This window comes from Castellaniella denitrificans, from assembly GCF_027214045.1.
GTDB classification, from domain to species: Bacteria; Pseudomonadota; Gammaproteobacteria; order Burkholderiales; family Burkholderiaceae_B; genus Castellaniella; species Castellaniella denitrificans_A.
In genome coordinates, this window is sequence record NZ_JAPWHE010000016.1 from 1 (window position 1) to 25,851 (window position 25,851).

22 protein-coding genes are annotated in these 25,851 nt (G+C 67.0%); 15 read left to right on the forward strand and 7 right to left on the reverse strand.

What is annotated here, in order from left to right; all coding sequences use genetic code 11:
• Positions 1-87: 87 nt before the first annotated feature.
• Both O4H32_RS14475 and O4H32_RS14480 read right to left on the reverse strand, forming a co-directional pair.
• On the reverse strand, positions 88-747 hold the full coding sequence (locus tag O4H32_RS14475; protein ID WP_269360308.1) for a hypothetical protein: 660 nt from the start codon (positions 745-747) through the stop codon (positions 88-90).
• A complete protein-coding gene (locus O4H32_RS14480; RefSeq protein WP_269360309.1) occupies positions 740-2,056 on the reverse strand; it encodes a hypothetical protein in 1,317 nt (438 codons plus the stop codon). Before O4H32_RS14480 ends, O4H32_RS14475 begins: the two co-directional genes overlap by 8 nt.
• A 119-nt stretch (positions 2,057-2,175) precedes the next feature.
• On the opposite strand from O4H32_RS14480, the gene asnB reads away from it, so the two are divergent.
• Positions 2,176-4,134: an asparagine synthase (glutamine-hydrolyzing) gene (gene asnB / locus O4H32_RS14485; protein ID WP_269360310.1), complete on the forward strand. Its 1,959-nt coding sequence runs from the start codon at positions 2,176-2,178 to the stop codon at positions 4,132-4,134.
• A 32-nt stretch (positions 4,135-4,166) separates the two neighbouring features.
• Positions 4,167-5,267, forward strand: a complete 1,101-nt coding sequence (locus O4H32_RS14490) for a DMT family transporter (protein WP_269360311.1) — start codon at positions 4,167-4,169, stop codon at positions 5,265-5,267.
• 211 nt (positions 5,268-5,478) lie between these two features.
• Here O4H32_RS14490 and nirK read toward each other — a convergent pair whose 3' ends face one another.
• The 4 genes from nirK to O4H32_RS14510 all read right to left on the reverse strand — a co-directional run bounded on the left by nirK (position 5,479) and on the right by O4H32_RS14510 (position 10,769).
• On the reverse strand, positions 5,479-6,510 hold the full coding sequence (nirK, locus tag O4H32_RS14495) for a copper-containing nitrite reductase (protein WP_269360327.1): 1,032 nt from the start codon (positions 6,508-6,510) through the stop codon (positions 5,479-5,481).
• Between the two features lie 417 nt (positions 6,511-6,927).
• Complete coding sequence (locus tag O4H32_RS14500) at positions 6,928-8,556, reverse strand: MFS transporter (RefSeq protein ID WP_269360328.1); 1,629 nt, start codon at positions 8,554-8,556, stop codon at positions 6,928-6,930.
• Between the two features lie 50 nt (positions 8,557-8,606).
• Positions 8,607-10,055 carry a sensor histidine kinase gene (locus O4H32_RS14505; RefSeq protein ID WP_269360312.1) on the reverse strand — a complete coding sequence of 483 codons (1,449 nt, stop codon included), beginning with the start codon at positions 10,053-10,055 and terminating at the stop codon, positions 8,607-8,609.
• Between the two features lie 12 nt (positions 10,056-10,067).
• Positions 10,068-10,769, reverse strand: a complete 702-nt coding sequence (locus O4H32_RS14510; protein ID WP_269360313.1) for a response regulator — start codon at positions 10,767-10,769, stop codon at positions 10,068-10,070.
• Between the two features lie 281 nt (positions 10,770-11,050).
• Between O4H32_RS14510 and recA the strand changes: the two genes are divergently transcribed.
• Positions 11,051-12,103, forward strand: coding sequence for a recombinase RecA (recA, locus tag O4H32_RS14515; protein WP_269360314.1), 1,053 nt, complete (start codon positions 11,051-11,053; stop codon positions 12,101-12,103).
• Positions 12,093-12,644, forward strand: a complete 552-nt coding sequence (gene recX, locus O4H32_RS14520) for a recombination regulator RecX (RefSeq protein ID WP_269360315.1) — start codon at positions 12,093-12,095, stop codon at positions 12,642-12,644. The genes recA and recX overlap by 11 nt, the downstream gene beginning before the upstream one ends.
• Before the next feature lie 80 nt (positions 12,645-12,724).
• On the opposite strand, the gene O4H32_RS14525 is transcribed toward recX, so the two are convergent.
• Positions 12,725-13,639 (reverse strand): LysR family transcriptional regulator, encoded by a 915-nt coding sequence (locus O4H32_RS14525; RefSeq protein WP_269360316.1) that lies wholly within the window; start codon positions 13,637-13,639, stop codon positions 12,725-12,727.
• A 102-nt stretch (positions 13,640-13,741) separates the two neighbouring features.
• Between O4H32_RS14525 and metE the strand changes: the two genes are divergently transcribed.
• The 11 genes from metE to O4H32_RS14580 all read left to right on the forward strand — a co-directional run bounded on the left by metE (position 13,742) and on the right by O4H32_RS14580 (position 25,624).
• A complete protein-coding gene (gene metE, locus O4H32_RS14530) occupies positions 13,742-16,039 on the forward strand; it encodes a 5-methyltetrahydropteroyltriglutamate--homocysteine S-methyltransferase (RefSeq protein ID WP_269360317.1) in 2,298 nt (765 codons plus the stop codon).
• Between the two features lie 109 nt (positions 16,040-16,148).
• A complete protein-coding gene (locus O4H32_RS14535; protein WP_269360318.1) occupies positions 16,149-16,712 on the forward strand; it encodes a DUF2889 domain-containing protein in 564 nt (187 codons plus the stop codon).
• A gap of 55 nt (positions 16,713-16,767) precedes the next feature.
• Positions 16,768-17,928, forward strand: coding sequence for an ADP-forming succinate--CoA ligase subunit beta (gene sucC, locus O4H32_RS14540; protein WP_269360319.1), 1,161 nt, complete (start codon positions 16,768-16,770; stop codon positions 17,926-17,928).
• 19 nt (positions 17,929-17,947) lie between these two features.
• Positions 17,948-18,829: a succinate--CoA ligase subunit alpha gene (gene sucD / locus O4H32_RS14545; protein WP_269360320.1), complete on the forward strand. Its 882-nt coding sequence runs from the start codon at positions 17,948-17,950 to the stop codon at positions 18,827-18,829.
• A 112-nt stretch (positions 18,830-18,941) separates the two neighbouring features.
• Positions 18,942-19,649 (forward strand): TerC family protein, encoded by a 708-nt coding sequence (locus O4H32_RS14550; RefSeq protein ID WP_269360321.1) that lies wholly within the window; start codon positions 18,942-18,944, stop codon positions 19,647-19,649.
• Positions 19,650-19,746: 97 nt separating this feature from the next.
• The gene (gene hemC, locus O4H32_RS14555) at positions 19,747-20,697 is read left to right on the forward strand and encodes a hydroxymethylbilane synthase (RefSeq protein WP_269360322.1); all 951 of its coding nucleotides are present in this window, start codon (positions 19,747-19,749) and stop codon (positions 20,695-20,697) included.
• Positions 20,698-20,708: 11 nt separating this feature from the next.
• Positions 20,709-21,473 (forward strand): uroporphyrinogen-III synthase, encoded by a 765-nt coding sequence (locus tag O4H32_RS14560; RefSeq protein ID WP_269360323.1) that lies wholly within the window; start codon positions 20,709-20,711, stop codon positions 21,471-21,473.
• Between the two features lie 18 nt (positions 21,474-21,491).
• On the forward strand, positions 21,492-22,796 hold the full coding sequence (locus tag O4H32_RS14565) for a uroporphyrinogen-III C-methyltransferase (RefSeq protein ID WP_269360324.1): 1,305 nt from the start codon (positions 21,492-21,494) through the stop codon (positions 22,794-22,796).
• A 10-nt stretch (positions 22,797-22,806) separates the two neighbouring features.
• Entirely contained in the window at positions 22,807-24,294 is a 1,488-nt protein-coding gene (locus O4H32_RS14570; RefSeq protein ID WP_269360325.1) for a heme biosynthesis protein HemY, read from the forward strand.
• Positions 24,295-24,324: 30 nt separating this feature from the next.
• Entirely contained in the window at positions 24,325-24,861 is a 537-nt protein-coding gene (ppa, locus tag O4H32_RS14575; RefSeq protein ID WP_269360326.1) for an inorganic diphosphatase, read from the forward strand.
• A gap of 64 nt (positions 24,862-24,925) precedes the next feature.
• Entirely contained in the window at positions 24,926-25,624 is a 699-nt protein-coding gene (locus O4H32_RS14580; protein ID WP_269360329.1) for a fumarylacetoacetate hydrolase family protein, read from the forward strand.
• Positions 25,625-25,851: the final 227 nt, after the last annotated feature.

Consider the following 25,851-nt stretch of genomic DNA (forward strand, 5'->3'; position numbering starts at 1 on the left):
CCCGGGGCCGCGTCAGCGGCTGGCAGTAAGCCCCCTGCCCCAGTTCCCGGGATTCCCGGTGAAACATCCGCCCTCGCCCCCCGCCCCCTAAGGGGTCCCCGGCCGCGGGCGCGCGCGCGCCAGCACGTCGCCCAGCGCGCCTTCCAGGATGCGTGGCGCCAGGGCGTCATAGTCCAGCAGCAGGTCCAGCAGCGGCCCTTCGCCGATGTCGTCGCCCTTGCGTACGATGAACCCCCGGGCCTCCAGGCGTTTCAGGTTGCCGTCCATGCGGGTCTTGCGGCCCAGCTGGGTGCCGAAATCGGCCAGCAGCGCTTTGTACGACACCATCGGGCTGACGCTGGCCGCGCTCGGAAGCGGGCGCTCGGTCGTGAACATTTCCGTCTGGCCTTCGGTTTCCGCCGTCGCGGCGCGTGCCGCCTGGCGCTCGCGCTTGGGCAGCACGATCAGCGACCAAAGCAGCACCAGCAGCGAGACCGCGTCGCGCGGCAGACGGGCATTGTTGTTGGCGTTCAGGCCGGTCTCGCCGAAAACCGCGGTTTCGGCGCCGCGCAGCAGCGCGACGCAGACGTGATCGGCGTGGATGTTGTCGACCAGGCGCAAGCCCGACAGGGCCAGGCGGTCCTGCACCGTCTGCCACAACTCCGTGTCGATCAGTGCCCGACGCACGCGCGGGTGTCGCCGGGGCAACCAGCGGCTGGCCAGCAGTTCGGCGATCAGCAGGGCGGCGTCGTCCAGGGGTTCATGCATGGGATTCGTCCGGAGAATCGGGTTCCAGGATGCCCGCGCTGATGCGGGCGACATAGGGGTCCGGTGTGGGCTGGAGATCCGGTCGCAGCGCGGCGCGCCAGGGCGAGCGTGCCAGATCGCCGGTCAACCCCCGCAGGGCGCGCGCCTGCTCGTCGCCCAGCAGTGGCAGCAATTGCATCCGGTAGGCCGCCTGGGCGTAGCGGCCGCCCAGCACCGCGTCCGTGACGGGACGGGCGGGTGGCGGTGCGCCGGGCGGCGCGGCTTCGGTCCAGCGGGCCAGTTGGCCGATCAGGGTTTCCAGTTCTTCGGGCATGCGCAGGGCTTCCAGCGTACCGGGCGCGGCCTGCGTGGCCGGCGGCAAGCCTTGGGCTTGGCGCGGATCGGGCCGGTCGCGATCGAATTCCGCCTCGGCCACGTCGACCAGTTCATGGCCACTGACGAAGACCGGGTGGGGACTGGCCGACAGGGCGTCGCCCAGCAGTTCGTGCAGGTCGCCGCGCGTCTGCAGCCACTGCCGGACGTCGGAGCTGGTGATGCCCGTGCTGCCCAGGGTGATGCGCTGGCGGTCGGCCTGCTGCAGCGCGCGCGTGAACTGGCTGGCCATCGACAGCAGGCGCGCCTGTCCGCGTCCCAGCGCGCGCGCCTCGCGCTCCAGGCGCGGGTCGTCGTGGTCGCCTCGGATCAGCGCGGTCAGCGCCTCGCCCGCCCGATCGACCAGTTGCAGGGCGCGTTCGAAGCGCGGCTGGGCGTCCCGCAGGCGGGCCTCAGAGCCGCTGGCGATCACGTCCGCGAATTCGTCGTGCCGCCGCGCCAGCTGGGCATGCAGGTGCTGGATCTGACCGGCGTCCGACAGACCCAGCGCCTGGGCGCCGGCCACCTGGGCGAGCAGAACCGCCATTTCATCGTCCTCGCCGGCCCCGCGCGCCAGCGGCGCCAACAGGCTCTGCAATTGCTGGGCGAGCGCGGACAGGTGGTAATCCTGGGCGGTGGCGTCCCAGACCAGCAGGTTCAGGTCGCGTAGCCGTTTGAGCGTCGTGTCCAGGGCCTCGGGCCGGAGGCTGAAGAACAACTGGTTCAGATCCTCCCGCTGGAGCCTGCCCTGAGGCAGGGCGGCCAGTTCCAGGAACACCCACAGGCGCAGCCGGGCCGTCGCCTGTCCGCCGGAGAGCAGGCCGCGCAGGGCGTCGAGGATTTCCAGGCGGCGGCCCAGCAACCAGCCGAGCGGCGTTTCGGCCGCGAGCGCGGGGTCGCGGAAATGGCTTTCGAACGAGCCGGTGTCGTGTTCTTCTTGGAGCGGGATTGAGTCCATGGCGGGGCCCGGCATGATCGTCCACGCGGATCGGGGTGGACGGGTGGTCGGCGGCCGTAAAATGTACCATGCGCGCCGGACGGGCCGGCGGTCGGGCGATGATTGAAAGGAAAGGCGCGATGTGCGGTTTGGTGGGGTTTCTGGAGATCGGCCGGGGGCATGATGCGCGCCTGGCCGCCATTGTCCTGGAGCGCATGGCCGACACCATCGTGTCGCGCGGGCCGGACGACTCCGGTGTCTGGACCGACGGGTCCGGTGTCGGACTGGCCCACCGACGCCTGTCCATCCTGGATCTGTCGGCGGCGGGGCACCAGCCCATGACGGGCCCCTCCGGGCGCCACGTGATCGTCTTCAACGGCGAGATCTACAACCATCTGGACCTGCGCCGGGAACTGGAGCGGGCCGGGCTGGCGCCTGGCTGGCGTGGACATTCGGACACTGAGACGCTGCTGGCCGGTTTCGCGGCCTGGGGCATCCGCGCCACAGTGGAACGCTGCATCGGCATGTTCGCCTTCGCCGTCTGGGACGTCCAGGCACGCATCCTGACCCTGGGGCGGGATCGTCTCGGCGAAAAACCCCTGTACTACGGCTGGCAGGGCGACGGGGACGAGGCCTGCTTCCTGTTCGGCTCCGAGCTCAAGGCGCTGCGGGCGCATCCGCACTGCGCGGCGGAGGTCGACCGCGACGCCTTGTGCCTGCTGATGCGGCACAACTACATCCCGGCGCCGCATTCCATCTACCGCGACATCTTCAAACTGCCGGCCGGCTGCCTGCTGACCGTATCGCCGCAGCGGCGCGAACCGCAGGTGGAGGCCTACTGGTCGCTGGCCGAGGTCGCCGTGTCCGGCAATCGCGCGCCATTCTCCGGATCGGATCACGCAGCTACCGACGCGCTGGAAGACTTGCTGAAGTCCGCCGTGCGCCAGCAGATGCTGGCCGACGTGCCGCTGGGCGCCTTTTTGTCGGGAGGCATCGATTCGTCCACCGTGGTGGCGTTGATGCAGACTCAGTCCGCGCGCCCGGTCAAGACCTTTTCCATCGGCTTCCGGGAACCGGGCTACAACGAGGCCGAACACGCCCTCGCGGTCGCGCGGCATCTGGGCACCGACCATACGGAACTGTACGTCACGCCGGAACAGGCGATGGATGTCATCCCCCGGTTGCCGGACCTGTACAGCGAGCCCTTCGCCGATGCGTCGCAGATTCCGACTTTCCTGGTGTCGCAACTGGCGCGCCGGCACGTCACGGTCTCGCTGTCGGGCGATGCGGGCGACGAACTGTTCGCCGGCTATGGTCGCTACGTGCGCAACAGCCGGCACTGGGAGCGGATCGGCCGCCTGCCGCCCGTCTTGCGGAAACTGGCGGCCGGCGGCATCCGCGCGCTGTCGCCCGAGACCTGGAACGCCGTGCTCGGGCCGCTGCGCCCGGTACTGCCCGGATCGCTGCGCGCCGCGCCCGGCGAGAAACTGCATCAGGGCGCACGCAAGCTGGCGGCCGGGCGCATCGACGATCTGTACCTGCAGTCGATCTCGCGCTGGGAGCCGGAAAACCTGGTGATCGGCGGACGCGAACCGCCGACCTGCCTGCGTGGCCGGCCGCTGCCGCTGCCGGGCCTGGACGGGATACAGCGTTTGATGGCCCTGGATACCCTCACCTATCTGCCCGACGACATCCTGGTCAAGGTCGACCGGGCGGCCATGGGTGTGTCCCTGGAGAGCCGCGTGCCGTTCCTGGACCATCGGGTGGTGGAATTCGCCTGGCGGATTCCGCAGTCGATGAAATTGCGCGATGGCACCGCCAAGTGGATCCTGCGGCAGGTCCTGTACCGGCACGTGCCCCGTGAACTGATCGAACGACCCAAGCAAGGTTTCAGCGTGCCCATCGGGGACTGGCTGCGCGGTCCGCTGCGAGACTGGGCGGAAAGCCTGCTGGACGAATCGCGCCTGCGGCGCGAAGGCTTCTTCGATCCGGCGCCGATCCGGCGGACCTGGGCGGCGCATCTTTCGGGGCGACGAAACGCACAGTATCCGCTTTGGGGTGTGCTGATGTTCCAGGCGTGGCTGGCCGGACAGGGCTAGATATTCCGGATGCCTGATTCGCGGGTGAAACCATGATGATCCGTTCCCCGATCCTGGCGGCGCTGGGGGCCGCGCTGCTGTTCGGCGCCAGCACGCCTTTCTCCAAATGGCTGGCGGCGGAGACTTCTCCGGTTCTGCTTGCGGGACTGCTGTATCTGGGCAGCGGCATCGGTCTGTGGACGATGCGTCTCATCCGGGATCGCGGCTTCGCCCCGTCCGGCATGCCTGCGGGGGACTGGCCATGGTTCCTGGGCGCCATTGTCAGCGGTGGCGTGTTGGGCCCCGTGCTGTTCATCACGGGCTTGTCGCATGCCTCGGGCGCCGAGGCCTCGCTGCTGCTCAACCTGGAAGCCGTGCTGACGGCGGTGCTGGCGTGGGTGGTCTTTCACGAAAACGCCGGCCCGCGTGTCGTGCTGGGCATGGTTTTCATCGTCCTGGGCGGCTTGTTGCTCGCCTGGCCGAGCCCGGGCGATACGGCATCCGGCGGCACGCTCGGCGGCTTTTTCGTGGCAACTGCCTGCCTGTGCTGGGCCTTGGACAATAATCTGACGCGCAAGGTCTCGGCTTCGGATGCCGTTTTCATCGCGGGCACCAAGGGGTTGGTCGCGGGAGTGACGAACCTTGCGCTGGCGTTGGCGCTGGGCGCGGCGCCGCCGGCGTGGCCGCGCATGATGCTGGCGATGACTATCGGGCTGGCGGGATACGGCGTCAGCCTGGTGTTGTTCGTGCTTGCATTGCGGGGCCTCGGTTCCGCGCGGACAGGCGCCTATTTTTCCACCGCGCCCTTCATCGGCGCGGCCATCGCCGTATTGGGCTTCCAGGAATCGGGCTCGCTGGTTTTCTGGCTGGCGGCTGTGCTGATGGGCGCGGGCGTCTGGCTGCATCTGACCGAGCGGCACGTGCATATGCATACGCACGAGCCGCTGGAGCATGACCATCCGCATGTGCATGACGAGCATCACCGTCATGAGCATGATTTTTCATGGGACGGGTCGGAGCCGCATGCGCATCCGCACCGGCATGGGATCATGACGCACAGCCACCCGCATTTTCCCGATCTGCACCATCGCCACCGCCATGCGTTCGATGGCGTCGAAGGGCAAAAAAACGGCCCGGACGAGTCCGGGCCGTGAGGGCATCCGTCCGCGCACATGAAAAGCTCGCGGGAGCGTGGACGGCGGCAGCCGGCGGGGTGTCCGGGCGGACAAAGGGGGAACGAGGCGCCCGGACGGCCATCGGCGTGCGCCGCCATTCTAGTGCCGAACGCCTGACGGAACTCTGAATCGGCGTTCGTCCCCGGCGATCCGGATGTTGGCGGCGGCGCGGCTCGACCCCGGGGCTGCGTCAAGCCCGGATCGGACCAGGCGCGCTGATCTGTTTCATCAGGTCATCGTCCCAATTGCCTTCGACCTTGAAATGGCCTGCGGCGCCCAGATTGAATGCCTCGATCAGATTATGATTCAGATAGGCATAAACCCCTGGCTGCCGGAATGTATAGAGCGCGGCGCCGGCCGATCCGCCCCGGATAAACCATGTTTCCAGATTCAGTGCGGGCGGGTTGCTGAATTTTCCCAGTTCCCATACATAATCCCCGTGCCCGCCGATCATATGCGGCCGCGTATCCCGGTTTGCGGAGGAGTGGATGATAAGAACGGTTTCTCCCACCTTGGCTTTCATGGCGTTGGCCCCTGTCAGGGCGCCGACCTTTCCGTTGAAAACCACATGGGTGGGGATCAGGCCGTTCATCACCGCTGTCATGTCGCCGTAGCCTTCCAGGGCGGTGCCGTATTTCTTGTAATTTCCGTTTTCATCCTTCGGAATATAGAGATCGAATTCGCCGACTGTATAGACGCGGTCGTAGCGCAGTGGATGGCCGTTTTCGTCTTTCAACCCGTCCCGTGGCAACACCATGACGACGCCGCTCATGCCGGAAACTACATGCCATGGCACCATATTGGGCGGCGCGCAGTGATAGACAAAGGTTCCGGAGCGGGTTGCCTTGAACCGCAGCGTCACTTGCTCGCCCGGATTGACGTGCGTGAGCTCTCCGCCGCCTAGTGCGCCGGTGGACGCATGAAAATCGATATTGTGCTGCTGCGTATTGGTGGCGGGATTGATCAGTGTCAGTTGCAGATAATCCCCTTCGTGAACCACCATGGTGGGACCGGGCATGGAGCCGTTGAATGTCATCGCCTGCAGCGTCGTGCCGTTTTCCTCGTCGATGACGACTTCTTTTTCTTCGATGGTCATCGTGAACTCGACCACGCGCGGCGCCGCGCGAGTCGCCTGTTCGTGTTCCATCACGAAAGGCGGAGGCAGCAGTTTGGGCCGGATGTGCTCGAGTTTTTCGACCGGGACGGCGCCGCCGGCATGCATGTTGGCGGTGGTTTTCCCCGTGTGCCTGGTTTCGCCCGCCTGCGCGGCCGTGCCGGGCAGAATTTCAATGGCCGCTATGCCGGCCGTGGCGGCCATGGCGCTGTTTTTCAGCCATGTCCTGCGACGGGCGTCGAATTCCTGTATTCCTTTCATGATGACTCCTTGAAGATCGCGTGATTCTGATTATTTCAGGCACGTATTGATTCTATTCTTCAAGGGATGCCACGCATTGATTGCGATCAATATAAGAAATACCTGACGGTTTTCTTAAAAATCCTGGCTTGTTTATTCTGACAATATTCTTAATTCTTAAGAATTGTTTTTATATTGATGTCTGACAATATGCTTAAAATTCAAGCTTGAATAATATTCCTGGGTGATTTTTCATTCGGGACCATGCCGGCGGACGGTCATCCGCTAGGGCGCGTTCAGGTCATTGTGCCGGGTTTCCTTGACGAACAGCAGGCCCACGACCAGTGTCATGGCACACACTGCGATCGGATACCACAGGCCATCGTACATATTGCCGGTGGTGGCCACCGTGGCGAAGGCCACCGGCGGCAGGAAGCCGCCGAACCAGCCGTTGCCGATGTGGTAGGGCACGCTCATGGAGGTGTAACGGATGCGGGTGGGGAACATTTCCACCAGCATCGCGGCGATCGGTCCGTAAACCATGGTGACCTGCAGGACCAGGAAGAACAGCAGCAGCAACACCATGGTGAAGTTGATCTGGGACGGGTCGGCGTAGGCGGGGTAACCGTGGTTGCGCACCGCCTGACGCAGTTCTTCCTGCAGCGATGCGTTGCGACGGGCGAATTCGGCGCGCGGCAGCGCGGTGCCGTCGAAAGAATCGATGCGCTGTTCGCCCACCAGAGCGTAGGCCGTGGTGCCTTCGGGCGCGTGCTGGTTGACGTAGTGGACCGAATGGCCGGCCATGAACGCCTTGAGCAGATCGCAGGCGCTGGTGAAGGACGCGATGCCCACGGGGTTGAATTGCAGCGAGCAGTCCTTCGGATTGGCCACGACGTACACCGGCGCCTGGTTCTGTGCGCGTTCCAGCGCCGGGTTGGCGTAGTGGGTCAGGCCTTTGAACACGGGGAAGTAGCTCAGGGCGGCGATCAGGCAACCGGCCATGATGATGGGCTTGCGGCCGATCCGGTCCGACAGGGCGCCGAACACCAGGAAGAACGGGCAGGCCAGCAGCAGGGCCAGCGCCACCAGGATGTTGGCGATGTTCGCGTCCACGCCCAGGGTTTCGGTCAGGAAATACAGAGCGTAGAACTGGCCGGTGTACCAGACGACGGCCTGGCCGGCCGTCAGGCCGATCAGTGCCAGCAGGATCAGTCGCAGGTTGCGCCAGCGCCCGAAGGCTTCCTTGATGGGGGCGCGCGAGACCAGGCCTTCGCTCTTCATGCGGGTGAAGGCGGGCGATTCGTGCAGGCGCATGCGGATCCAGACCGAGATCACCAGCAGCAGCACGGAAATCAGGAACGGCACCCGCCAGCCCCAGGCGTCGAAGGCCTCCTGGCCCAGCGTGGCGCGGGTGCCCAGGACCACGACCAGCGACAGGAACATGCCGGTGGTGGCGGTGGTCTGGATCCAGCTGGTGAAGAATCCGCGCCGGCCCGGCGGGGCGTGTTCGGCCACGTAGACGGCCGCGCCGCCGTATTCGCCTCCCAGCGCCAGGCCCTGAAGCAGGCGCAGCAGCAGCAGGATCATGGGTGCGGCCGTGCCGATCGAAGCCGACGAAGGCAGCACGCCCACCAGGAAGGTGGACAACCCCATGATCAGGATCGAGACCACGAAGGCGTACTTGCGCCCGACCATGTCGCCCAGGCGGCCGAACACCAGGGCGCCAAAGGGGCGCACAGCGAAGCCGGCCGCGAAGGTCAGCAGGGCGAAGATGAAGCCCGCCGTGGGGTTCAGGCCGGAAAAGAAGTGCTGGGCGATGACCGCCGCCAGGGAACCGTAGACGTAGAAGTCATACCACTCGAAGACCGTGCCCATCGAGGACGCCAGGATGACGCGGCGTTCCTCGTGGGTCATGGGACGGTTGGCTTCGTCCATCGGATCGTGCGGCATGGGGCGGGCTCGGTTCATGTGCGGGTCCTGGGCACGTCGTCGCGTGGAAAAGAAACGCGCAGCCGGGTGCCGGCGCTGGTCGGATCGCGGTGGTTGCCGGGCGGCAGGAAAGCGATGGTGGCGTGGTGGTGTTCGGCGACCTCGCGTACGATCGCCAGGCCCAGGCCGCTGCCCTCGGCGCCGTGCCCGAGGATCCGGTAGAAACGGTCGAAGACCCGGGATTGCTCTTCGGCCGGGATGCCGGGGCCGGAATCCTGGACCTCGAGGCAGACCCGGTCGCCTTCGGGCAGGGCGCGCACGGTGACCCGGCCGCCCCTGGGCGTGTAGAGCAGGGCGTTGTCGATCAGGTTGTTGAGCATTTCGCGGATCATCACCGCATTGCCGAAAATCGGCAGCGACTCGCCGGACGATTCGAAGCCCAGGTCGATGCGGCGCGGCAAGGCGGTCTCCACCCAGTCCAGGGTGCAGGCCTCGGCCAGGGGCAGCAGGTCCAGCATTTCCGTGGTGCGCGACTGGGTGGGGTCGATGGATTCCGCCCGCGCCAGCAACAGCAGCTGGTTCACCAGCCGGGTGGCGCGCTGGGACCCGGTGATCAACTGCTGCAGGCTGTCGCGGATGCGTTCGGGCTCCTGTTCACGCAAGGCCAGTTCGCATTGCGTGCGGATGCCGGCCAGCGGAGTCTTCAGCTGGTGGGCGGCGTTGGCAACGAAGCGCCGTTGGGATTCGATGGTGTCCGACAGCCGCTGCAGCACGTTGTTCATGGAGGCAATCAGCGGCACGATTTCCGCCGGCGCCAGGTCGTCGCGGATGGGCGACAGGTCGTTGGGTTTGCGCCGCCTCATGTGTTCCTGGAGCAGGCTCAAGGGCTCCAGGCCTTGAGTCAGGCCCAGCCCGGCCAGCATGGCGGCGAGGGGCAGGATGATGAGCTGGGGGGTCAGCATGCCGGTCAGGATCTCCTGCTGAAGCGTGGCGCGCGCCTCGGCCGGTTCGGCCACCACGGTCAGAAAGCCGGTGCCGTCCCGGTCCCGGCCTCCCCAGACATAGGCCATGCGGATGGACTGGTGGTCCTGGGACGCGTTGCGGAAGCGGATCTGGTCGATGTCGTAACCCCAGTTTTCCGGGATGGGGATGGCGGGGTCGCCCGCCAGCAGGTGGCCGTTGGCGTCCAGAATCTGCCAGCTCGTGGCGGATTCGTCCGCACCGCCGGCCAGCACCGTGCGGGCGGATTCGGACAGCGTCACGCCGCCGGCCAGTCGCTGTTGCTCGACTTCGTGACGCAGCAGGCGCAGGTGGCTCGACAGCGTCCGGTCGTAGGGCGAGTTGGCGATGTTCAGGGAAATGAAGTAAGTGATGACGATGCCGATCGACCACAGGACGAACAGCGGCACGATCATCCACAGCAGGATGCGGCCCAACAGGGTCGCGTGCCGGCGGGGCCTGCGCGGTACCGGGTCGGCGAACATGACGGCGCGCCGTCAGCCGACGGCGGCGGTGTCCGCCGGCACGGCGCGGCTGTCGGGTTCCAGGCAGTAACCCAGGCCGCGCACGGTCAGGATATGGACGCCGGCCGGTTCGATCTTTTTGCGCAGCCGGTGGATGTAGACCTCGATGGCGTTGGTGGTGACTTCCTCGCCCCATTCGCACAGCAGGTCCACCAGCTGGTGCTTGCTGATCATGCGGCCGCTGCGCGACAGAAAAATTTCCAGCAGGCTGGTTTCGCGGGCGGACAGTTCGATGGCCGCCTCGTCGATGGTGGCCACGCGTCCGTTCAGGTCGAAGGAGAGGCGGCCGTGATGCAGGATGGACGCGCGCGCGCCGCCATGGCGGCGGATCAGGGCGCGCACGCGGGCTTCCAGTTCGCTCAGGGCAAAGGGCTTTGACATGTAGTCGTCGGCCCCCAGGTCCAGACCTTCCACGCGTTGTTCGACGGAGTCGGCGGCCGTCAGGATCAGGACGGGCAGGGGAGTGCCGCGTTGGCGCAGCTTGCGCAGCACGGACAGGCCGTCCAGGCGCGGCAGGCCCAGGTCCAGAATCAGGAGGTCGAAGGTCTGCAGCTGCAGGGCGGAGTCGGCGCTGGAGCCGTCGCTGACGACGTCCACGGCATAGCCTTCGTAGCGCAGCGATCGGGACAGTCCGTCCGCGAGAATGCTGTCGTCCTCGGCAATCAGGATACGCATGGCGGGAATGACATCCAGGGAGGTGGGCGCTGGCGGCCCGGACTGACGTCATTGTGGCACGCGTGGTTCCGCGGGTCATTTAGGGTAAACGATGGGCGTGGCGAGGGGCCGGACCGTCCACGGCGTCCGGACCGATCGTTCCGGCCGGGACCGGATTGGCACATCTGTATTTTCATACAGTATAATTTAATGCCATAATTTCCCGAACCCCGCCGCTGGCGGACCCGGCAGTTCTCTGGCCACGGTCCCGGCGGTTTGTCTCTCACGATAGGAATTCCCTCATGGATGAACGCTCCGGCAAGGCCAACCCCGAACGCGCCAAGGCGCTGGCCGCCGCGCTGTCGCAGATCGAAAAGCAGTTCGGCAAGGGCTCCATCATGCGCTATGGCGACAACCAGGTCGAACACGACATCCAGGTCGTGTCCACCGGTTCCCTGGGGCTGGACATCGCCCTGGGCGTCGGAGGCCTGCCGCGCGGCCGGGTGGTCGAGGTCTACGGTCCGGAATCCTCCGGCAAGACCACGCTCACCCTGCAGGTCATCGCCGAAATGCAGAAAATCGGCGGCACCTGCGCCTTCGTCGACGCCGAGCACGCCCTGGACGTCCAGTACGCCGCGCGTCTGGGCGTCAGCCTGGAAGACCTGCTGATCTCCCAGCCCGACACCGGCGAGCAGGCCCTGGAAATCACCGACGCCCTGGTGCGCTCGGGCTCGGTCGACCTGATCGTGATCGACTCGGTCGCCGCGCTGGTGCCCAAGGCCGAAATCGAAGGCGACATGGGCGATTCGCTGCCCGGCCTGCAGGCCCGCCTCATGAGCCAGGCGCTGCGCAAGCTCACCGCCACAATCAAGCGCGCCAATTGCATGGTGATCTTCATCAACCAGATCCGCATGAAGATCGGCGTCATGTTCGGCAATCCCGAGACCACCACGGGCGGCAACGCGCTGAAATTCTATTCTTCCGTGCGTCTGGACATCCGCCGCATCGGCTCGATCAAGAAGGGCGACGAAGTCGTCGGCAACGAAACCCGCGTCAAGATCGTCAAGAACAAGGTCGCGCCGCCGTTCAAACAGGTCGAATTCGACATCATGTACGGTGCCGGCATCTCCCGAGAAGGCGAAATCATCGACCTGGGGGTCCAGGCCGGCCTGATCGACAAGTCCGGCGCCTGGTACAGCTACAACGGCGAACGGATCGGCCAGGGCAAGGACAACGTCCGCGACTACCTCAAGGAACACGCGGACATGGCCTTCGAAATCGAGAACCGCGTACGCGAACACCTGGGCATTGCGCCTCGAGCCGTGCCCGCGGCCTCCGCCGCCGATGGGGAATAGGGCCGACGCCAACGACGGCTTCACCACCGTGTCCGGCGGCGCCGATCCGCCCGGGCGCGGTTCGGGTGGCGGCCTCAGCCTGAAGGCCCGGGCCGTGGCCTATCTTTCCCGGCGGGAACATTCCCGCCAGGAACTGCGCCGTAAGCTGTCCTCTTGGTGCGACGACCCCGACGCCATCGAGGCCGTGCTCGACGACCTGGCGCGCGAACACTGGCAGTCCGACCAGCGCTACGCCCAGGCTTACGCCCACCGCGCCGCCACGCGTCAGGGCGCGCAACGCATCCTGGGCGCCTTGCGCCAGCAGGGACTGGCGGACGATCAGCTCGCCGATCTGCGGGATTCTCTGCGCTCGACCGAAGACGAGCGCGCGCGCGCCGTCTGGGCGCGCAGATTCGGCCAGCCGCCCGCCAATTCCCGGGAATATGCGCGGCAATACCGCTTCATGGCGGGGCGGGGGTTCGCCGCCGATTGCATCCGGCGTCTGCTGAGCGGCCGGGACGGCTTCGATCCGGACGACCCGTCGGGGGACGGCCCGGATTGAACGGGCCGGCCTGATCGGGCCGGATCAGGTCAGTCCGATTGATTCGGGCCTGCCCGGTCCGGCGGAGCCCGCCCGGTGCGTCAGCCTGGCGCACGGATACCCGGCAGGGTCTCGAAACATGTGCGCCGCGCCTGTTCCAGGAATGCCTGGATATAGGCGGTTTCCATATCCTCGACGCGGACGCCGGCCTGCAGCGTGCGCCAGATGCCCGTGCCCAGCCGACGGATGCTCAATCCCGGCAGATTCCTGTATTCGTCCAGCGCCCAGCTGGGCAGCGCCGCCACGCCCCGGCCGCTGGCGACCAGTTGCACGATCATCGGGGTCAGTTCCGCCGTGCGCACGGCGGCCGGTTCCACCCCGGCCGGGTCCAGGAACGCCGTGTAGACGTCCAGCCGTGCTCGATCGACCGGGTAGGTGATCAGCACCTGGTCGGCCAGATCCTCCGGCCGGATCCGGTCGGTCCCGTCCAGCGCCCCCTGGCTGGAGACCGCCAGCACCAGTTCGTAGGCGAATAGCGGCATATAGACCACCGGTTCCAGCGGGTCGGGATCGGAGGTGATCACCACGTCGAGATCGCCGCGTGCCAGGGCGGGCAGGGGGGCGAAGGAAAACGCGGCCGTCAGGTCCAGGGAGACTTCCGGCCAGTCCTTGCGGAACGCGTCCAGCGTCGGCATCAGCCACTGGAAACACGAGTGACAGTCGATGGCGACGTGCAGGCGTCCGGCGCGCCCGGCGGCCAGGCGGCGCAATTCCTGTTCCGCCGCGCGTACGCGCGGCAGCACATCCTCGGCCAGCGCCACCAGCCGCAGCCCCGCCGTCGTCAGGCGGGCGGGGCGGGTGCGCCGGTTCAGCAGCGGCACCTTCAGTCTCACTTCCAGGTCGCGTAGCTGGTGCGACAGGGCCGACTGGGTCAGGTGCAGCCGCTCGGCGGCCTCTTGCAGGCTGCCGCCATCGCGGATGGCCAGCAGTGTCTCCAGGTGTCGAAGCTCAATCATGAATTTCTTTCATGTTATCTGGGTGTGATTTGATTTTTTATTTGCCGATTTCCCAGGCAGAATGTCGTTCATTGAATAATTTTAATGTTAACAGGATTAATCATGACGATCATTCATAATCTGGGGTTCCCCCGGATCGGTGCCGCACGGGAGCTGAAACGTGCCCAGGAGGCCTACTGGGCAGGCAAGTCCGATCTGGACAGCCTGTTGGCTACGGGCCGCGAACTGCGGGCCCGTCATTGGGCGATCCAGCGCGCGGCTGGCGCGCAGTGGGTACCGGTCGGCGATTTCGCCTGGTACGACCATATTCTGGAGTGGACCACGCTGCTGGGTGCCGTGCCGGCGCGCTTCGGCCAGCCGGATGATGCGCCGGTCGAACTGGACACGCTATTTCGCATGGCGCGCGGCCGCGCGCCCTCGGGCACGCCGGCGGCGGCTTGCGAAATGACCAAATGGTTCGACACCAATTATCATTCCATCACGCCGGAGCTCCATCCCGGCCAGACCTACCGCATCGCGCGCGAGTCGCTTTTCGAGCAAGTGGCCGAGGCCCAGGCGCTGGGTCATCGCGTTCGTCCGGTGATCCCGGGGCCGCTGACCTGGCTGTGGCTGGGCAAGGGAGACGCCTACGCGGCCGGGGCGGGCGACGCCGCCAAGCTGGACCTGCTGCCCGGCCTGCTGGCGGTCTATGAGCAGGTATTGCAGCGCCTGGCCGCCCAGGGGGTGGAATGGGTGCAGATCGATGAGCCCATTCTGGTGCTGGACCTGCCGCAGCCTTGGCGCGAGGCGCTGGCCGGTGCCTACGCCCGTCTGACGGCGCAGGGGCCGAAAGTGCTGCTGGCGACCTATTTCGGCGGTGTCGAACACAATCTGGACGTGATCCGCGCCTTGCCGGTGCAGGGGTTGCACGTGGATCTGGTGCGTGCGCCGGGTCAGTTGAAGGCCGTGCTGGCCACGCTGCGTGACGATCAGGCGCTGTCCCTGGGCGTGATCGATGGCCGTAACGTCTGGCGAGCAGACCTGGACCGCATTCATGAACAGGTCCGCGCCGCGGCCGGCCTGCTGGGCGACCGCCTGTGGCTGGCGCCCTCGTGCTCGCTGCTGCACGTTCCCATCGACCTGGGGCTGGAAACCGGACTGGACAGGGAGTTGCGGGGCTGGCTGTCCTTCGCCGTGCAGAAACTCGACGAGTTGCGCCTGGTGCGCGCCCTGGTGGACGACGATGCCGATGCCGAGGATCGACAGGCGCTGGCGGCCGCCCGACAGGCCGTGCGGGATCGTGCCACATCCACCCGCATCCATCGCAGGGACGTGGCCGAGCGCCTGTCGCATTCGGGTAGCGTGCACCGCGATCGGGCGCCGTTTGCCCTGCGCATCGCCGCCCAGCAGCGGCGTCTGGGCCTGCCGCGTTATCCCACGACGACCATCGGTTCCTTTCCCCAGACGCCGGAAATCCGCGCGTTGCGTCGCGACTGGCGCGCCGGCGCGCTGGGGGATGCCGCCTATGAAAAAGCGATCCGCGAGGAAATCGAGCGCGTCGTGCGCTTCCAGGAGGAAATCGGCCTGGACGTGCTGGTACACGGCGAACCCGAGCGCAATGACATGGTGGAATACTTCGGCGAGCTGCTGGCCGGCTTCGCTTTCACCGCTCACGGCTGGGTGCAAAGCTACGGCTCGCGCTGCGTCAAACCGCCCCTGATCTACGGCGACGTGGCGCGCCTGGCGCCCATGACCGTGGCCTGGTCGGCCTATGCGCAGTCCCTGACGGACAAGCCCGTCAAGGGCATGCTCACCGGCCCGGTGACGATCCTGCAATGGTCCTTCGTGCGTGACGACCAGCCACGCGAGCGGACCTGCCGCCAGATTGCCCTGGCCCTGCGCGACGAGGTGCAGGACCTGGAGCGTGCCGGCGTCACGGTGATCCAGATCGACGAGCCAGCCATCCGCGAGGGCCTGCCGCTGCGGCGCGCTGACTGGGCCGCCTATCTGGGCTGGGCGGTGGACAGCTTCAGGCTGTCCACTGGCGGCGTCCGCGACGACACGCAGATCCATACGCACATGTGCTATTCGGAATTCAACGATATCCTCGACTCGATCGCGGCGATGGACGCCGACGTGATCACGATCGAGACCTCGCGTTCGAATATGGAGCTGCTGGAGGCGTTCGAGGATTTCGCCTATCCGAACGATATCGGGCCGGGGGTCTACGACATTCATTCGCCCAATGTTCCGCGCGAGGACTGGATGGTGGACCTGGTGCGCCGCGCCGCCCGCCGGTTGCCCGCCGAACGGCTCTGGGTGAATCCGGATTGTGGCTTGAAGACGCGTGGCTGGCCGGAGACGCGCGCGGCGCTGCAGGCCATGGTCCGGGCGGCCCGGACATTGCGCGAGGCGGCCTGACCGGACGCGCGGGCCAGGGTGGGGCATGAGCCTTCGATATAATCGGAGGCTTATAGCCGGTATATAATCGAAAGGTTTTACGAATTTCCGGCCTTTCCGTCCTCCCCCCATGCCCTTGTCCGATCCGGCGTGTCCGCGCCGTCCCGTCCACACGCGCTCCATCCGCGTCGAATCCTATGCCCGGGATGACGGGCAATGGGATCTGGAAGCCGAACTCGTCGACACCAAGGCCTATGATTTCCCGATTCGCGGGGGCGGTGTCCATCCTGCGGGCGCGCCGGTGCATCACATGCGCCTGCGCGTCACCATCGACGACCGCTTCACCATCACAGCCTCAGAGGCCGTCTACGAGGCTGCGCCCTATGGCGAGTTCTGCAGCGCCATCGCGCCGGAATATGGCGACCTGGTCGGCCTGAATCTGCTCAACCAGTTCCGCAAGCACGTGCGCGAGCGCTTCGGCCGCACGGCCGGCTGCACGCATGTCACGGAACTGACCAACGTGCTGCCCACCGCCGCGATCCAGACCATGGCCGGCCGCCAGGGCCAGTCCGACAGCGGTGAGCGGCCTTTCCAACTGGGGGGGTGTCACGCGCTGCGGGTGGATGGCCCGGTGGTGCGCATGCATTATTCCCCCTGGTACGTCCCCTCCGAGGCGCATTCCGACGAGCCCTAGACCCGCCGAAGCGGCGGGCCGGCGACTTTCTTTTTTCTCTACTGACAGGTAACTCATGAAAATTCACGAATATCAAGGCAAGGAATTGCTGAAGAAGTTTGGCGTGACTGTCCCGCGCGGCATTCCCGCGTTCTCGGTCGAAGAGGCCGTGGCGGCGGCCGAGAAGCTGGGGGGTCCTGTCTGGGTCGTCAAGGCGCAGATCCACGCCGGCGGGCGCGGCAAGGGCGGCGGCGTGAAAGTCGCCAAGACGCTCGAAGACGTCCGGGCCCTGGCCGGCCAGATCCTCGGCATGCAGCTGGTCACGCACCAGACCGGCCCCGAGGGCCAGAAAGTGCGTCGCCTGTACATCGAAGAGGGCGCCGACATCCAGAAGGAGTACTACCTGTCCGTCGTGACCGACCGCGCCACGCAGAAAGTGGCCTTCATCGCGTCCAGCGAAGGCGGCATGGATATCGAGGAAGTCGCCCATTCTTCGCCTGAAAAAATCGTCACCGTGCAGATCGACCCCCTGCAGGGCTTCACCCGGGCGGATGGCGAAAAGCTGGCCCAGGGTGTCGCCATGCCGGCCGATTCCGTGGACCAGTTCATCGATGTGTGCCAGAAGCTCTACACGTGCTACATGGAAACCGATGCCTCCCTGGTCGAGATCAACCCCCTGAACCGCGATGGCAAGGGCAACATTGTCGCCCTGGACGCGAAGTTCAACTTCGACTCCAACGCGCTGTTCCGCCATCCCGAGATCGTCGCCTACCGCGACCTGGACGAGGAAGATCCCGCCGAGATCGAAGCCAGCAAGTTCGACTTGGCCTACATCCAGCTCGATGGCAACATCGGCTGCCTGGTCAACGGCGCGGGCCTGGCCATGGCCACGATGGACACCATCAAGCTGTTCGGCGGCGAACCGGCCAACTTCCTGGACGTCGGCGGGGGCGCCACGGCGGAAAAAGTCACCGAAGCCTTCAAGATCATGCTCAAGAACGACGGCGTGAAGGCCATCCTGGTCAACATCTTCGGCGGCATCATGCGCTGCGACGTGATCGCCGAGGGCGTCATCGCCGCCTGCAAGGCCGTGAACCTCAGCGTGCCGTTGGTGGTGCGCATGAAGGGCACCAACGAAGAACAGGGCAAGAAGATGCTGGCGGCTTCGGGTCTGCCCATCATCAGCGCCGATACCATGGCCGAGGCCGCGACCGCCGTCGTCGCCGCCGCGAAATAAGCATCACAGGGAATAGAACATGTCGATTCTGATCAACAAGGACACCAAGGTCATCACCCAGGGGATCACCGGCAAGACCGGCCAGTTCCACACCCGCATGTGCCGCGACTACGCCAACGGTCGCGCCGCCTTCGTCGCCGGCGTGCACCCGAAGAAGGCCGGCGAGGACTTCGAGGGCATCCCCATCTACGCCTCCGTCAAGGACGCCAAGCAGGCCACCGGTGCGACCGTTTCGGTCATCTACGTGCCGCCCGCGGGCGCCGCCGCCGCCATCTGGGAAGCCGTCGAGGCCGATCTGGATCTGGCCATCTGCATCACCGAAGGCATTCCCGTGCGCGACATGCTCGAAGTCCGCAACCGCATGCGCGCCGAGAATCGCAAGACGCTGCTGCTGGGCCCCAACTGCCCGGGCCTGATCACGCCCGACGAAATCAAGATCGGCATCATGCCGGGCCACATCCACCGCAAGGGCCGCATCGGCATCGTCAGCCGTTCCGGCACCCTGACCTACGAGGCCGTGGCGCAGGTCACGGAACTGGGCCTGGGTCAGTCCAGCGCGGTCGGCATCGGCGGCGACCCGATCAACGGCCTGAAGCACATCGACGTGCTGAAGATGTTCAACGATGATCCGGACACGGACGCCGTCATCATGATCGGCGAAATCGGCGGTCCCGACGAAGTCAACGCCGCGCAGTGGGCCAAGGACAACATGAAGAAACCCGTGGTCGGCTTCATCGCCGGCGTCACGGCGCCTCCGGGCAAACGCATGGGCCACGCCGGCGCCCTGATCTCGGGCGGCGCGGACACCGCCGATGCCAAGCTCGAAATCATGGAAGCCTGCGGGATCCGCACCACGCGCAACCCTTCGGAAATGGGCAAGCTGCTCAAAACCGTGCTGTAATTGAAGGTCGGCGCGTACGGTTTGGAACCGCGCGCCGATCGTCCAGGCCCCCGGCGTGGGGCCTTTTCTTTTTCATTGTTTCATTCTCGATCGACCGGGAGGCGGGGCCGGCATGCTCGAATGGCTTGGGCAGATGCATTGGGGCACGGTCCTCCAGATCGTCCTGATCGACGTCCTGCTGGGCGGCGACAATGCCGTCGTCATCGCGCTCGCCTGCCGCCGGCTGGAACCCCGACGGCGCCTGCAGGGCATCCTGTGGGGCACGGCGGGTGCCATTGCCTTGCGGGTGGCCCTGATCGCCTTTGCGCTGACGCTGCTGACGTTGCCCGGGCTGAAGATCGTCGGTGCGTTGCTGCTGTTCTGGATCGGTGTCAAACTGCTGCTCCCGGGCGATGACGCGCATGGCAGAATCCAGGGCGCCCGCTCCGTCTGGGCGGCCGTTCGCACCATCATCATCGCCGATTTCGTCATGAGCCTGGACAACGTCATCGCCATTGCGGGCGCCGCCCACAATGCCATCGCCGATCACCGTCTGGCCTATGTCGTTTTCGGCTTGACGCTGAGCGTGCCCATCATCGTCTGGGGCAGTACCCTGGTGCTGAAGCTGATCGACCAGTATCCGCTGGTGGTGACGCTGGGCGCCGGCCTGCTGGGCTGGATCGGCGGCGGGATGCTGATCACCGATACCGCGCTGGCTGGCTGGCTGGACACCGTCCGGGGACCGATACGCCTGATCGCTGAAATCGCCGGGGCCCTGCTCGTCATGGGCCTGGGCATCTGGCTGGGCCGGCGCGCGGCGACCGCCCGGACTTCAATGTGAAAATCATGAACCTGAAACGTCCCACCCTGTTGCAAGGCCTGGCCGTCCTGGCCGCGCTGGGCCTGCTGCTTCGTCTGCTGCTCTCGAGGTACACCGCATGACCGATGCTCCGGCCCCCCAAACCCTTGTGATCGCCACGCGGGCCAGCCGTCTGGCGCTGTGGCAGGCCCGCCACGTGCAGACCCGCCTCCAGGCCCTGTATCCGGCCTGCCGGGTCGAGTTGCTGGAAATGACCACGCGCGGCGACCAGATCCTGGATCGGACCCTCTCCAAGGTCGGCGGCAAGGGCCTGTTCGTCAAGGAACTCGAAACCGCCTTGCTGGACGGGCGCGCGGACCTGGCCGTGCATTCCCTCAAGGACGTGCCGGTCGACCTGACGCGGCCCTTCGCCCTGTCCACCATCCTGGAACGGGCCGATCCCTGCGACGCGCTGGTGTCGAACACTGCGGGCTCACTGGACGACCTGCCCCCGGGGGCCATCGTGGGCACCTCGAGCTTGCGCCGCGAGGCCCAGCTGCGAGCCCGCTATCCCCACCTGGTGGTCAACCCTCTGCGTGGCAATCTGGACACCCGTCTGGCCAAACTCGACCGGGGCGATTATGCCGCCATCGTGCTGGCCGCCGCCGGCCTGCGACGTCTGGGGCTGGCGGAACGGATCCGTGCCGTCCTGCCGGCGACGCTGAGCCTGCCGGCGGCGGGACAGGGCGCCCTGGGGATCGAGATCCTGGCGGATCGCTCCGACCTGCGGGACTGGCTGTCGCCGCTGGCCTGCGGCGAGACGACCGCCTGCGCCTTGGCCGAACGCGCCGTGTCGCGCGCACTGGGAGGGTCCTGCCAGGTGCCCCTGGCGGCCTACGCCGAACTGCGCAATGGGCGCCTCCATCTGCGGGCGCTGGTGGCCGAACCCGACGGCGGACGGATCCTGCGCGCGGAAACGGAAGGCGCGCCCGATGCCGCCGAAGCGCTGGGGGCGGACGTTGCCCGGGATCTGCTCGACCAGGGTGCCAACGAGATCCTGGCCCGTCTCTCCGGCCCTGCCGCGTCCTGATCGGTATCCGGATGGAGCCGCACGTCACGGTCGTGCTGACGCGCCCAGAGGGACGCAACGCGCCACTGGCCGATGCCTTGCGCGCGGCCGGGTTGAGGGTGATCGAGGCGCCCGCCCTGGCGATCGGGCGGCTGGATGTGGCCGCGCCAGCGCTGCGGGCGGGCGATCTTTGCGTATTTGTCAGCCGCCAGGCGGTGGATGCCTGTTTCGACAGGCGCGCCGCCACACCCTGGCCGGACGGCGTCCGTGCCGCGGCGGTGGGGGCGGCGACGGCCCGGGCGTTGCGGGACCATGTCCCCGAAGATGCGATCCTGGCGCCGGGCGAAGGCGCACCCCCCGATTCGGAGTCGTTGCTGACCGTCATCGAGACTGCGCGCCTGTCACCGGGACGTGCGCATATCCTCCGGGCGCAGCGGGGGCGCGACTGGCTCGCGCGGCAGCTCCGGGAGCGGGGCTGGCAGGTGGAATGCCATGCCCTGTACCGTCGTGAACCGGTGATGTGGGACCGCGCCACGTGCGCCGTCCTGGCGGGGCCGGGCGCCTGTACGTTGCTGCTGACCAGCCTCGAAGCCGTTGACGCCGTGGCCGAGAGCCTGCGCCGTCAGGACATGGACTGGCCGGCAGCCCTGAGGATCGTCACCCTGCACGAGCGCATCGCGCGGCGTTTACAATGCATTTATGCCGATCATCCCGCCGGGGCGCTGACCGTGCGCCTGAGCGCGCCTGATGAAGCCGCCCTGTTTCAGGCTATATTGGCATCTGCGAGATCAGCCTAGAAGGACCCGTACGCCGCCATGACCGATACCGATCACAGCTCGCCCGCACCGACCCCAGAATCGGCGACGCCCGCCTCCGCGCTGGCAACGGCCCAGGCGGGCGCGGGGCGGAAGCGGTTGGGGGGGGCCGCCATGGCGGTGATTCTGCTGGTCCTGCTCGCCCTGGTCCTGGGTGGCGCACTGTTCTACCAGAACCGCCAGTACCGCGCCTTGCGCGCCGACCTGCAGGAACAGCACCGGCAAAGCGTCCAGATCGTCCAGGAAACCCGCGACCAGGCGGGCCAGGCACTGGCCCAGGTCCAGGCGCAGGCCGCCCGGCTCAAGGAACTGAGTGACGCCCTGGATACCACCGCGGGCCAGGTGCAGGAGCTCGACCAGGCCCTGCGGATGATGACGGACAGCGGCTCGGACCTGTTGCTGCTCAACGATATCGATCACCTGGTCACCATCGCGCAGCAGCAGCTCTCTCTGGGCGGCAATGTCGCCAACGCGATCATTTCCCTCGAAGCCGCGCAGGCCCAGCTGGCGCGCGCCAATCGTCCCGGGCTGGCGGCCTTGCAGCAGTCGATCAATGGCGATCTGGACCGCTTGCGTGCCGTGGCGACGATCGACCTCCCGGCCTTGACGGCGAGGATCGACCGCTTGTCCGACCTGGTCGGGAGCGCGCCCCTGCTGATCCCGGACGCCGCCGGCCAGGCGACCGCACCCGCGCCGACCCAGACTCCCGCTGCCAGGGCGCGGGACGCGGCCCCGGCTCCGGTGGAGCCTGCGCCCGAGGGCTGGCGTGCGGTGGCCGCCGACGCCTGGCAATGGACACGCGACGCGGCCGGCATGGTGTCGCAGGATCTGCGCGCCCTGTTCGACGTGCGTCGAGTGGACGACGCGGCCGCGCTGTTGATGTCGCCCGATCAGGCCCTGCGCTTCCGCGAAGTCCTGAAACAGCGGGCCGTGACTGCCCAATTGGCCCTGATGATGCACCAGTCGCGCATCTGGCAGGCCGAACTGGACCAGTTGTCCAAGGCCATCGACCAGCGCTACGACATGCGCGCCGAGTCCTCCCGCGAAGCCCTGAGGATCGCCCGCGAACTGCGCGACACCGCGATCGAGGTCAAGTTGCCGACGGTGGACAACAGCCTGGCCGCGATTGCGGCGGCCCGGGATGCCGCCGCGGCGCAGGACGAGCAGGATGGGGCCATGCCCGAAGACCCGGCTCCCGACGATCCGGCCCCCGACACTCCCAGCCCCGACGATTCCGGCCAGGGCGATGTCGCTCCGACAGCGCCGCCACCCGTTGCGGCGCCCGCCAGCGCCGGCACGGTCTGAGGAGCGCGCGATGCGATCCTGGATCTGGACCCTGATTCTCTTCGCGGCCGCGGTGGCGCTGGCCCTGGTCTTGCGCGATCATGGCGGTAACGTGCTCATCGTCGCCCAGCCGTGGCGCATCGAATTGTCCCTTTCGCTGGCCGTCGTGCTGGCGCTCGCGGCATTCCTGGCGTTGCACTGGCTGCTGCGCGCGGTGAACTGGCTGGGCACCAGCCCCGGCCGGCTGCGCGCCTGGCGCGGACGCCGCGCCCAGAAGCGCGATATCGAACTGCTCGAACGTGGCTGGATCAACGTCCTCGAAGGCCGTTACGTCCAGGCCGAGAAAGACCTGTCCAACCTGCTGTCGCGCACCCGTTCGGCCGACCGGAAGGTCCTCGCCGGACTCAGCGCGGCCCGCGCCCTGCATTTGTTGGGAGAAACCGCGCGGCGCGACCAGACCCTGCGGCTCGCCCAGGAGGGCGCCGGCCAGGATTCCCGCCTGAGACAGGCCGTGGACACGGTGACGGCGGAAATGTACCTGGACCAGAACCGCGCAGAGGAAGCCCTGGCGCTGCTCGAACCGTTGCAGGACGCCTCGTCGCGTTTCCTGCACGGCACCCGCCTTCTGCTGCGGGCGCATCGCCAGATGGGCCATGCGGACCGCGTGTACGAACTCACGCGCCTGTTGCTGCGCCGAAGCGCCATCGATGAAACCCAGGCCCGCCAGTTCATCCGCGAATCGACGGCCCAGCGTCTGGCCGGGGTCGAAGAATCCGGCTGGAACGCCGTCTGGGGCAACCTGAGCGCAGACGAGCGATTGGATCCCGATGTGGCGCTGGCCGGCGCCCAGGCCCGCGCGCGGCTGGGCCATCCGGCCGAGTCGGCCCGCATCCTGGAAGCCGCGCTCGACCGTCACCTGGACGATCGCCTGCTGCGTCTGTACGCGCAATGCGATGCGGCCCAGGCGGGGCAGCGTATCGGGCATGCCGAGCTCTGGCTGAGAGCCAATCCCGACCATCCCGGCCTGCTGGCGGCGCTGGGCCAGCTCTGCCTGGCGGCCCAGCTCTGGGGGCAGGGGGAACACTATCTGGAACGCAGCCTGGCCCTGCGCGCCGACACCCACATTCACGCCCTGCTGGGCAACCTGCACGACGCGCTGGGCCACCCCGACCAGGCCCTGCGCAACTGGCGGCTGGCCTGCCAGGCGGCGGACGCCGAGATTCCCTCCGTCAGCCGCCTGCTGCCGGCCGCCGATACGCGCGGCGATCCTCATTTCAACGAGTCGGACGACGCGACGCCAGTGGAACCGGCGCCGCCCGTCCCTCATGCGGCCAGCGGCGTCTACGTCCAGGACGAGACCGACGCCGACGCGCTTCCCGTGTCCGCCCCGGCGCCCGAACCGCGCGCCGCGACGACCACCGCGTCCGGATCCGCGTCAGCCGAGGACGAGTACTTCGACACCGCGCCCATTCCCGGGGTGGACATGTCACAGACCTCGGACGGCGGCGCGCGCAAATAGATTTTTCTGTCTGAACTATCAAGGAACCCCATGAGCCTAGATCGAGTGCCGGCCGGCGACAAGCTGCCCGAGGAATTCAACGTCGTGATCGAAATCCCGATGAACGCGGATCCGGTCAAGTACGAAGTCGACAAGGCCAGCGGCGCCGTGTTCGTGGACCGCTTCATGCTGACCGCCATGCACTATCCCTGCAACTACGGCTACATTCCCCAGACCCTGTCTGAAGACGGCGATCCGGTGGATGTGCTGGTGATCGCGCCCTTCCCGGTGCAGGTCGGTTCGGTGATCCGCTGCCGCGCCCTGGGCGTGATGAACATGGAAGACGAAGCCGGCAAGGACGCCAAGCTGCTGGCCCGCCCGGTCGACAAGCTCTACCCGCCGTACCGCCAGATTGGATCGACGGCGGACCTGCCGGCCGAGGAACTGCAGCGCATCCAGCATTTCTTCGAGCACTACAAGGACCTGGAAAAGGGCAAGTGGGTCAAGGTCCAGGGCTGGTCGGGCGTGGACGCCGCCAAGCAGGAGATCCGCGACTCCGCCGAACGCTACGAACAGGCCAAGGCCTGAGGCGATCCCGGACGCAGTCCTCGCGGCCCGGCTTCTGCCGGGCGCTTCTCTTTCGGAGTCCATGATGCGTGAAACCGTGATTCCCCGTCCCGAAGCGGCCACCGTGGCCGTCGAGGGCTCCTCGGCCCGTTTTCCCGTGCGGCGCATCTATTGCGTCGGCCGCAACTACGCGGAACACGCGCGCGAAATGGGCGATTCGGGGCGCGAGCCGCCGTTCTTCTTCGCCAAGCCCGCCGACGCCGTCCTGAGCGTGTCCGACGGCGCCGAGGGCGTGCTGCCGTATCCGCCGCTCACCCAGGATCTTCACCACGAGGTCGAGCTCGTCGCCGCGCTGGGCTCGGGCGGCCGCGACCTGACGCCCGATCAGGCGGCCGCATGTATCTGGGGCTACGCCATCGGCCTGGACATGACGCGCCGCGATCTGCAGGGCGCCGCCAAGAAAGCCGGCCGTCCCTGGGAGACCGGCAAGGCCTTCGATCACAGCGCCCCCATCGGGCCACTGCATCCGGCCGCTTCCGCCGGCGCGATGGCCAAGGGGGCGATCACCCTGTCGGTCAACGGCCAGCCGCGCCAGTCGGGCGATCTGTCGGACATGATCTGGTCGGTGCCCGAGGCCATCGCCTACCTGTCCACCCTGTTCGAACTGAAGGCCGGCGACCTGATTTACACCGGTACGCCGGCGGGCGTCGGCGCCGTCGTGCCCGGCGACCGGCTCGAAGGCGCCATCGAGGGGTTGGGCACCCTGCGCGTGCGCATCGGCTGATTTCCGGGCAGGGTCCCGCGCCGTCGTCCGTGGCGGGCCGGACACTTCCAGCCAGGACGGGGATTGCGAATAGGCGGGCCGGAGAGGGCGGGGCACACTGGGTTCCATCCCGAAGAATCCGGCCGTTTGGCCCGTCGCTCAGCACGGGCATGTATTGACCCAGTAAAAACCTGCTCAGGTGATAATTGAAGAGGAAATCACCATGAGCATAAAGATGGAAGACGAGA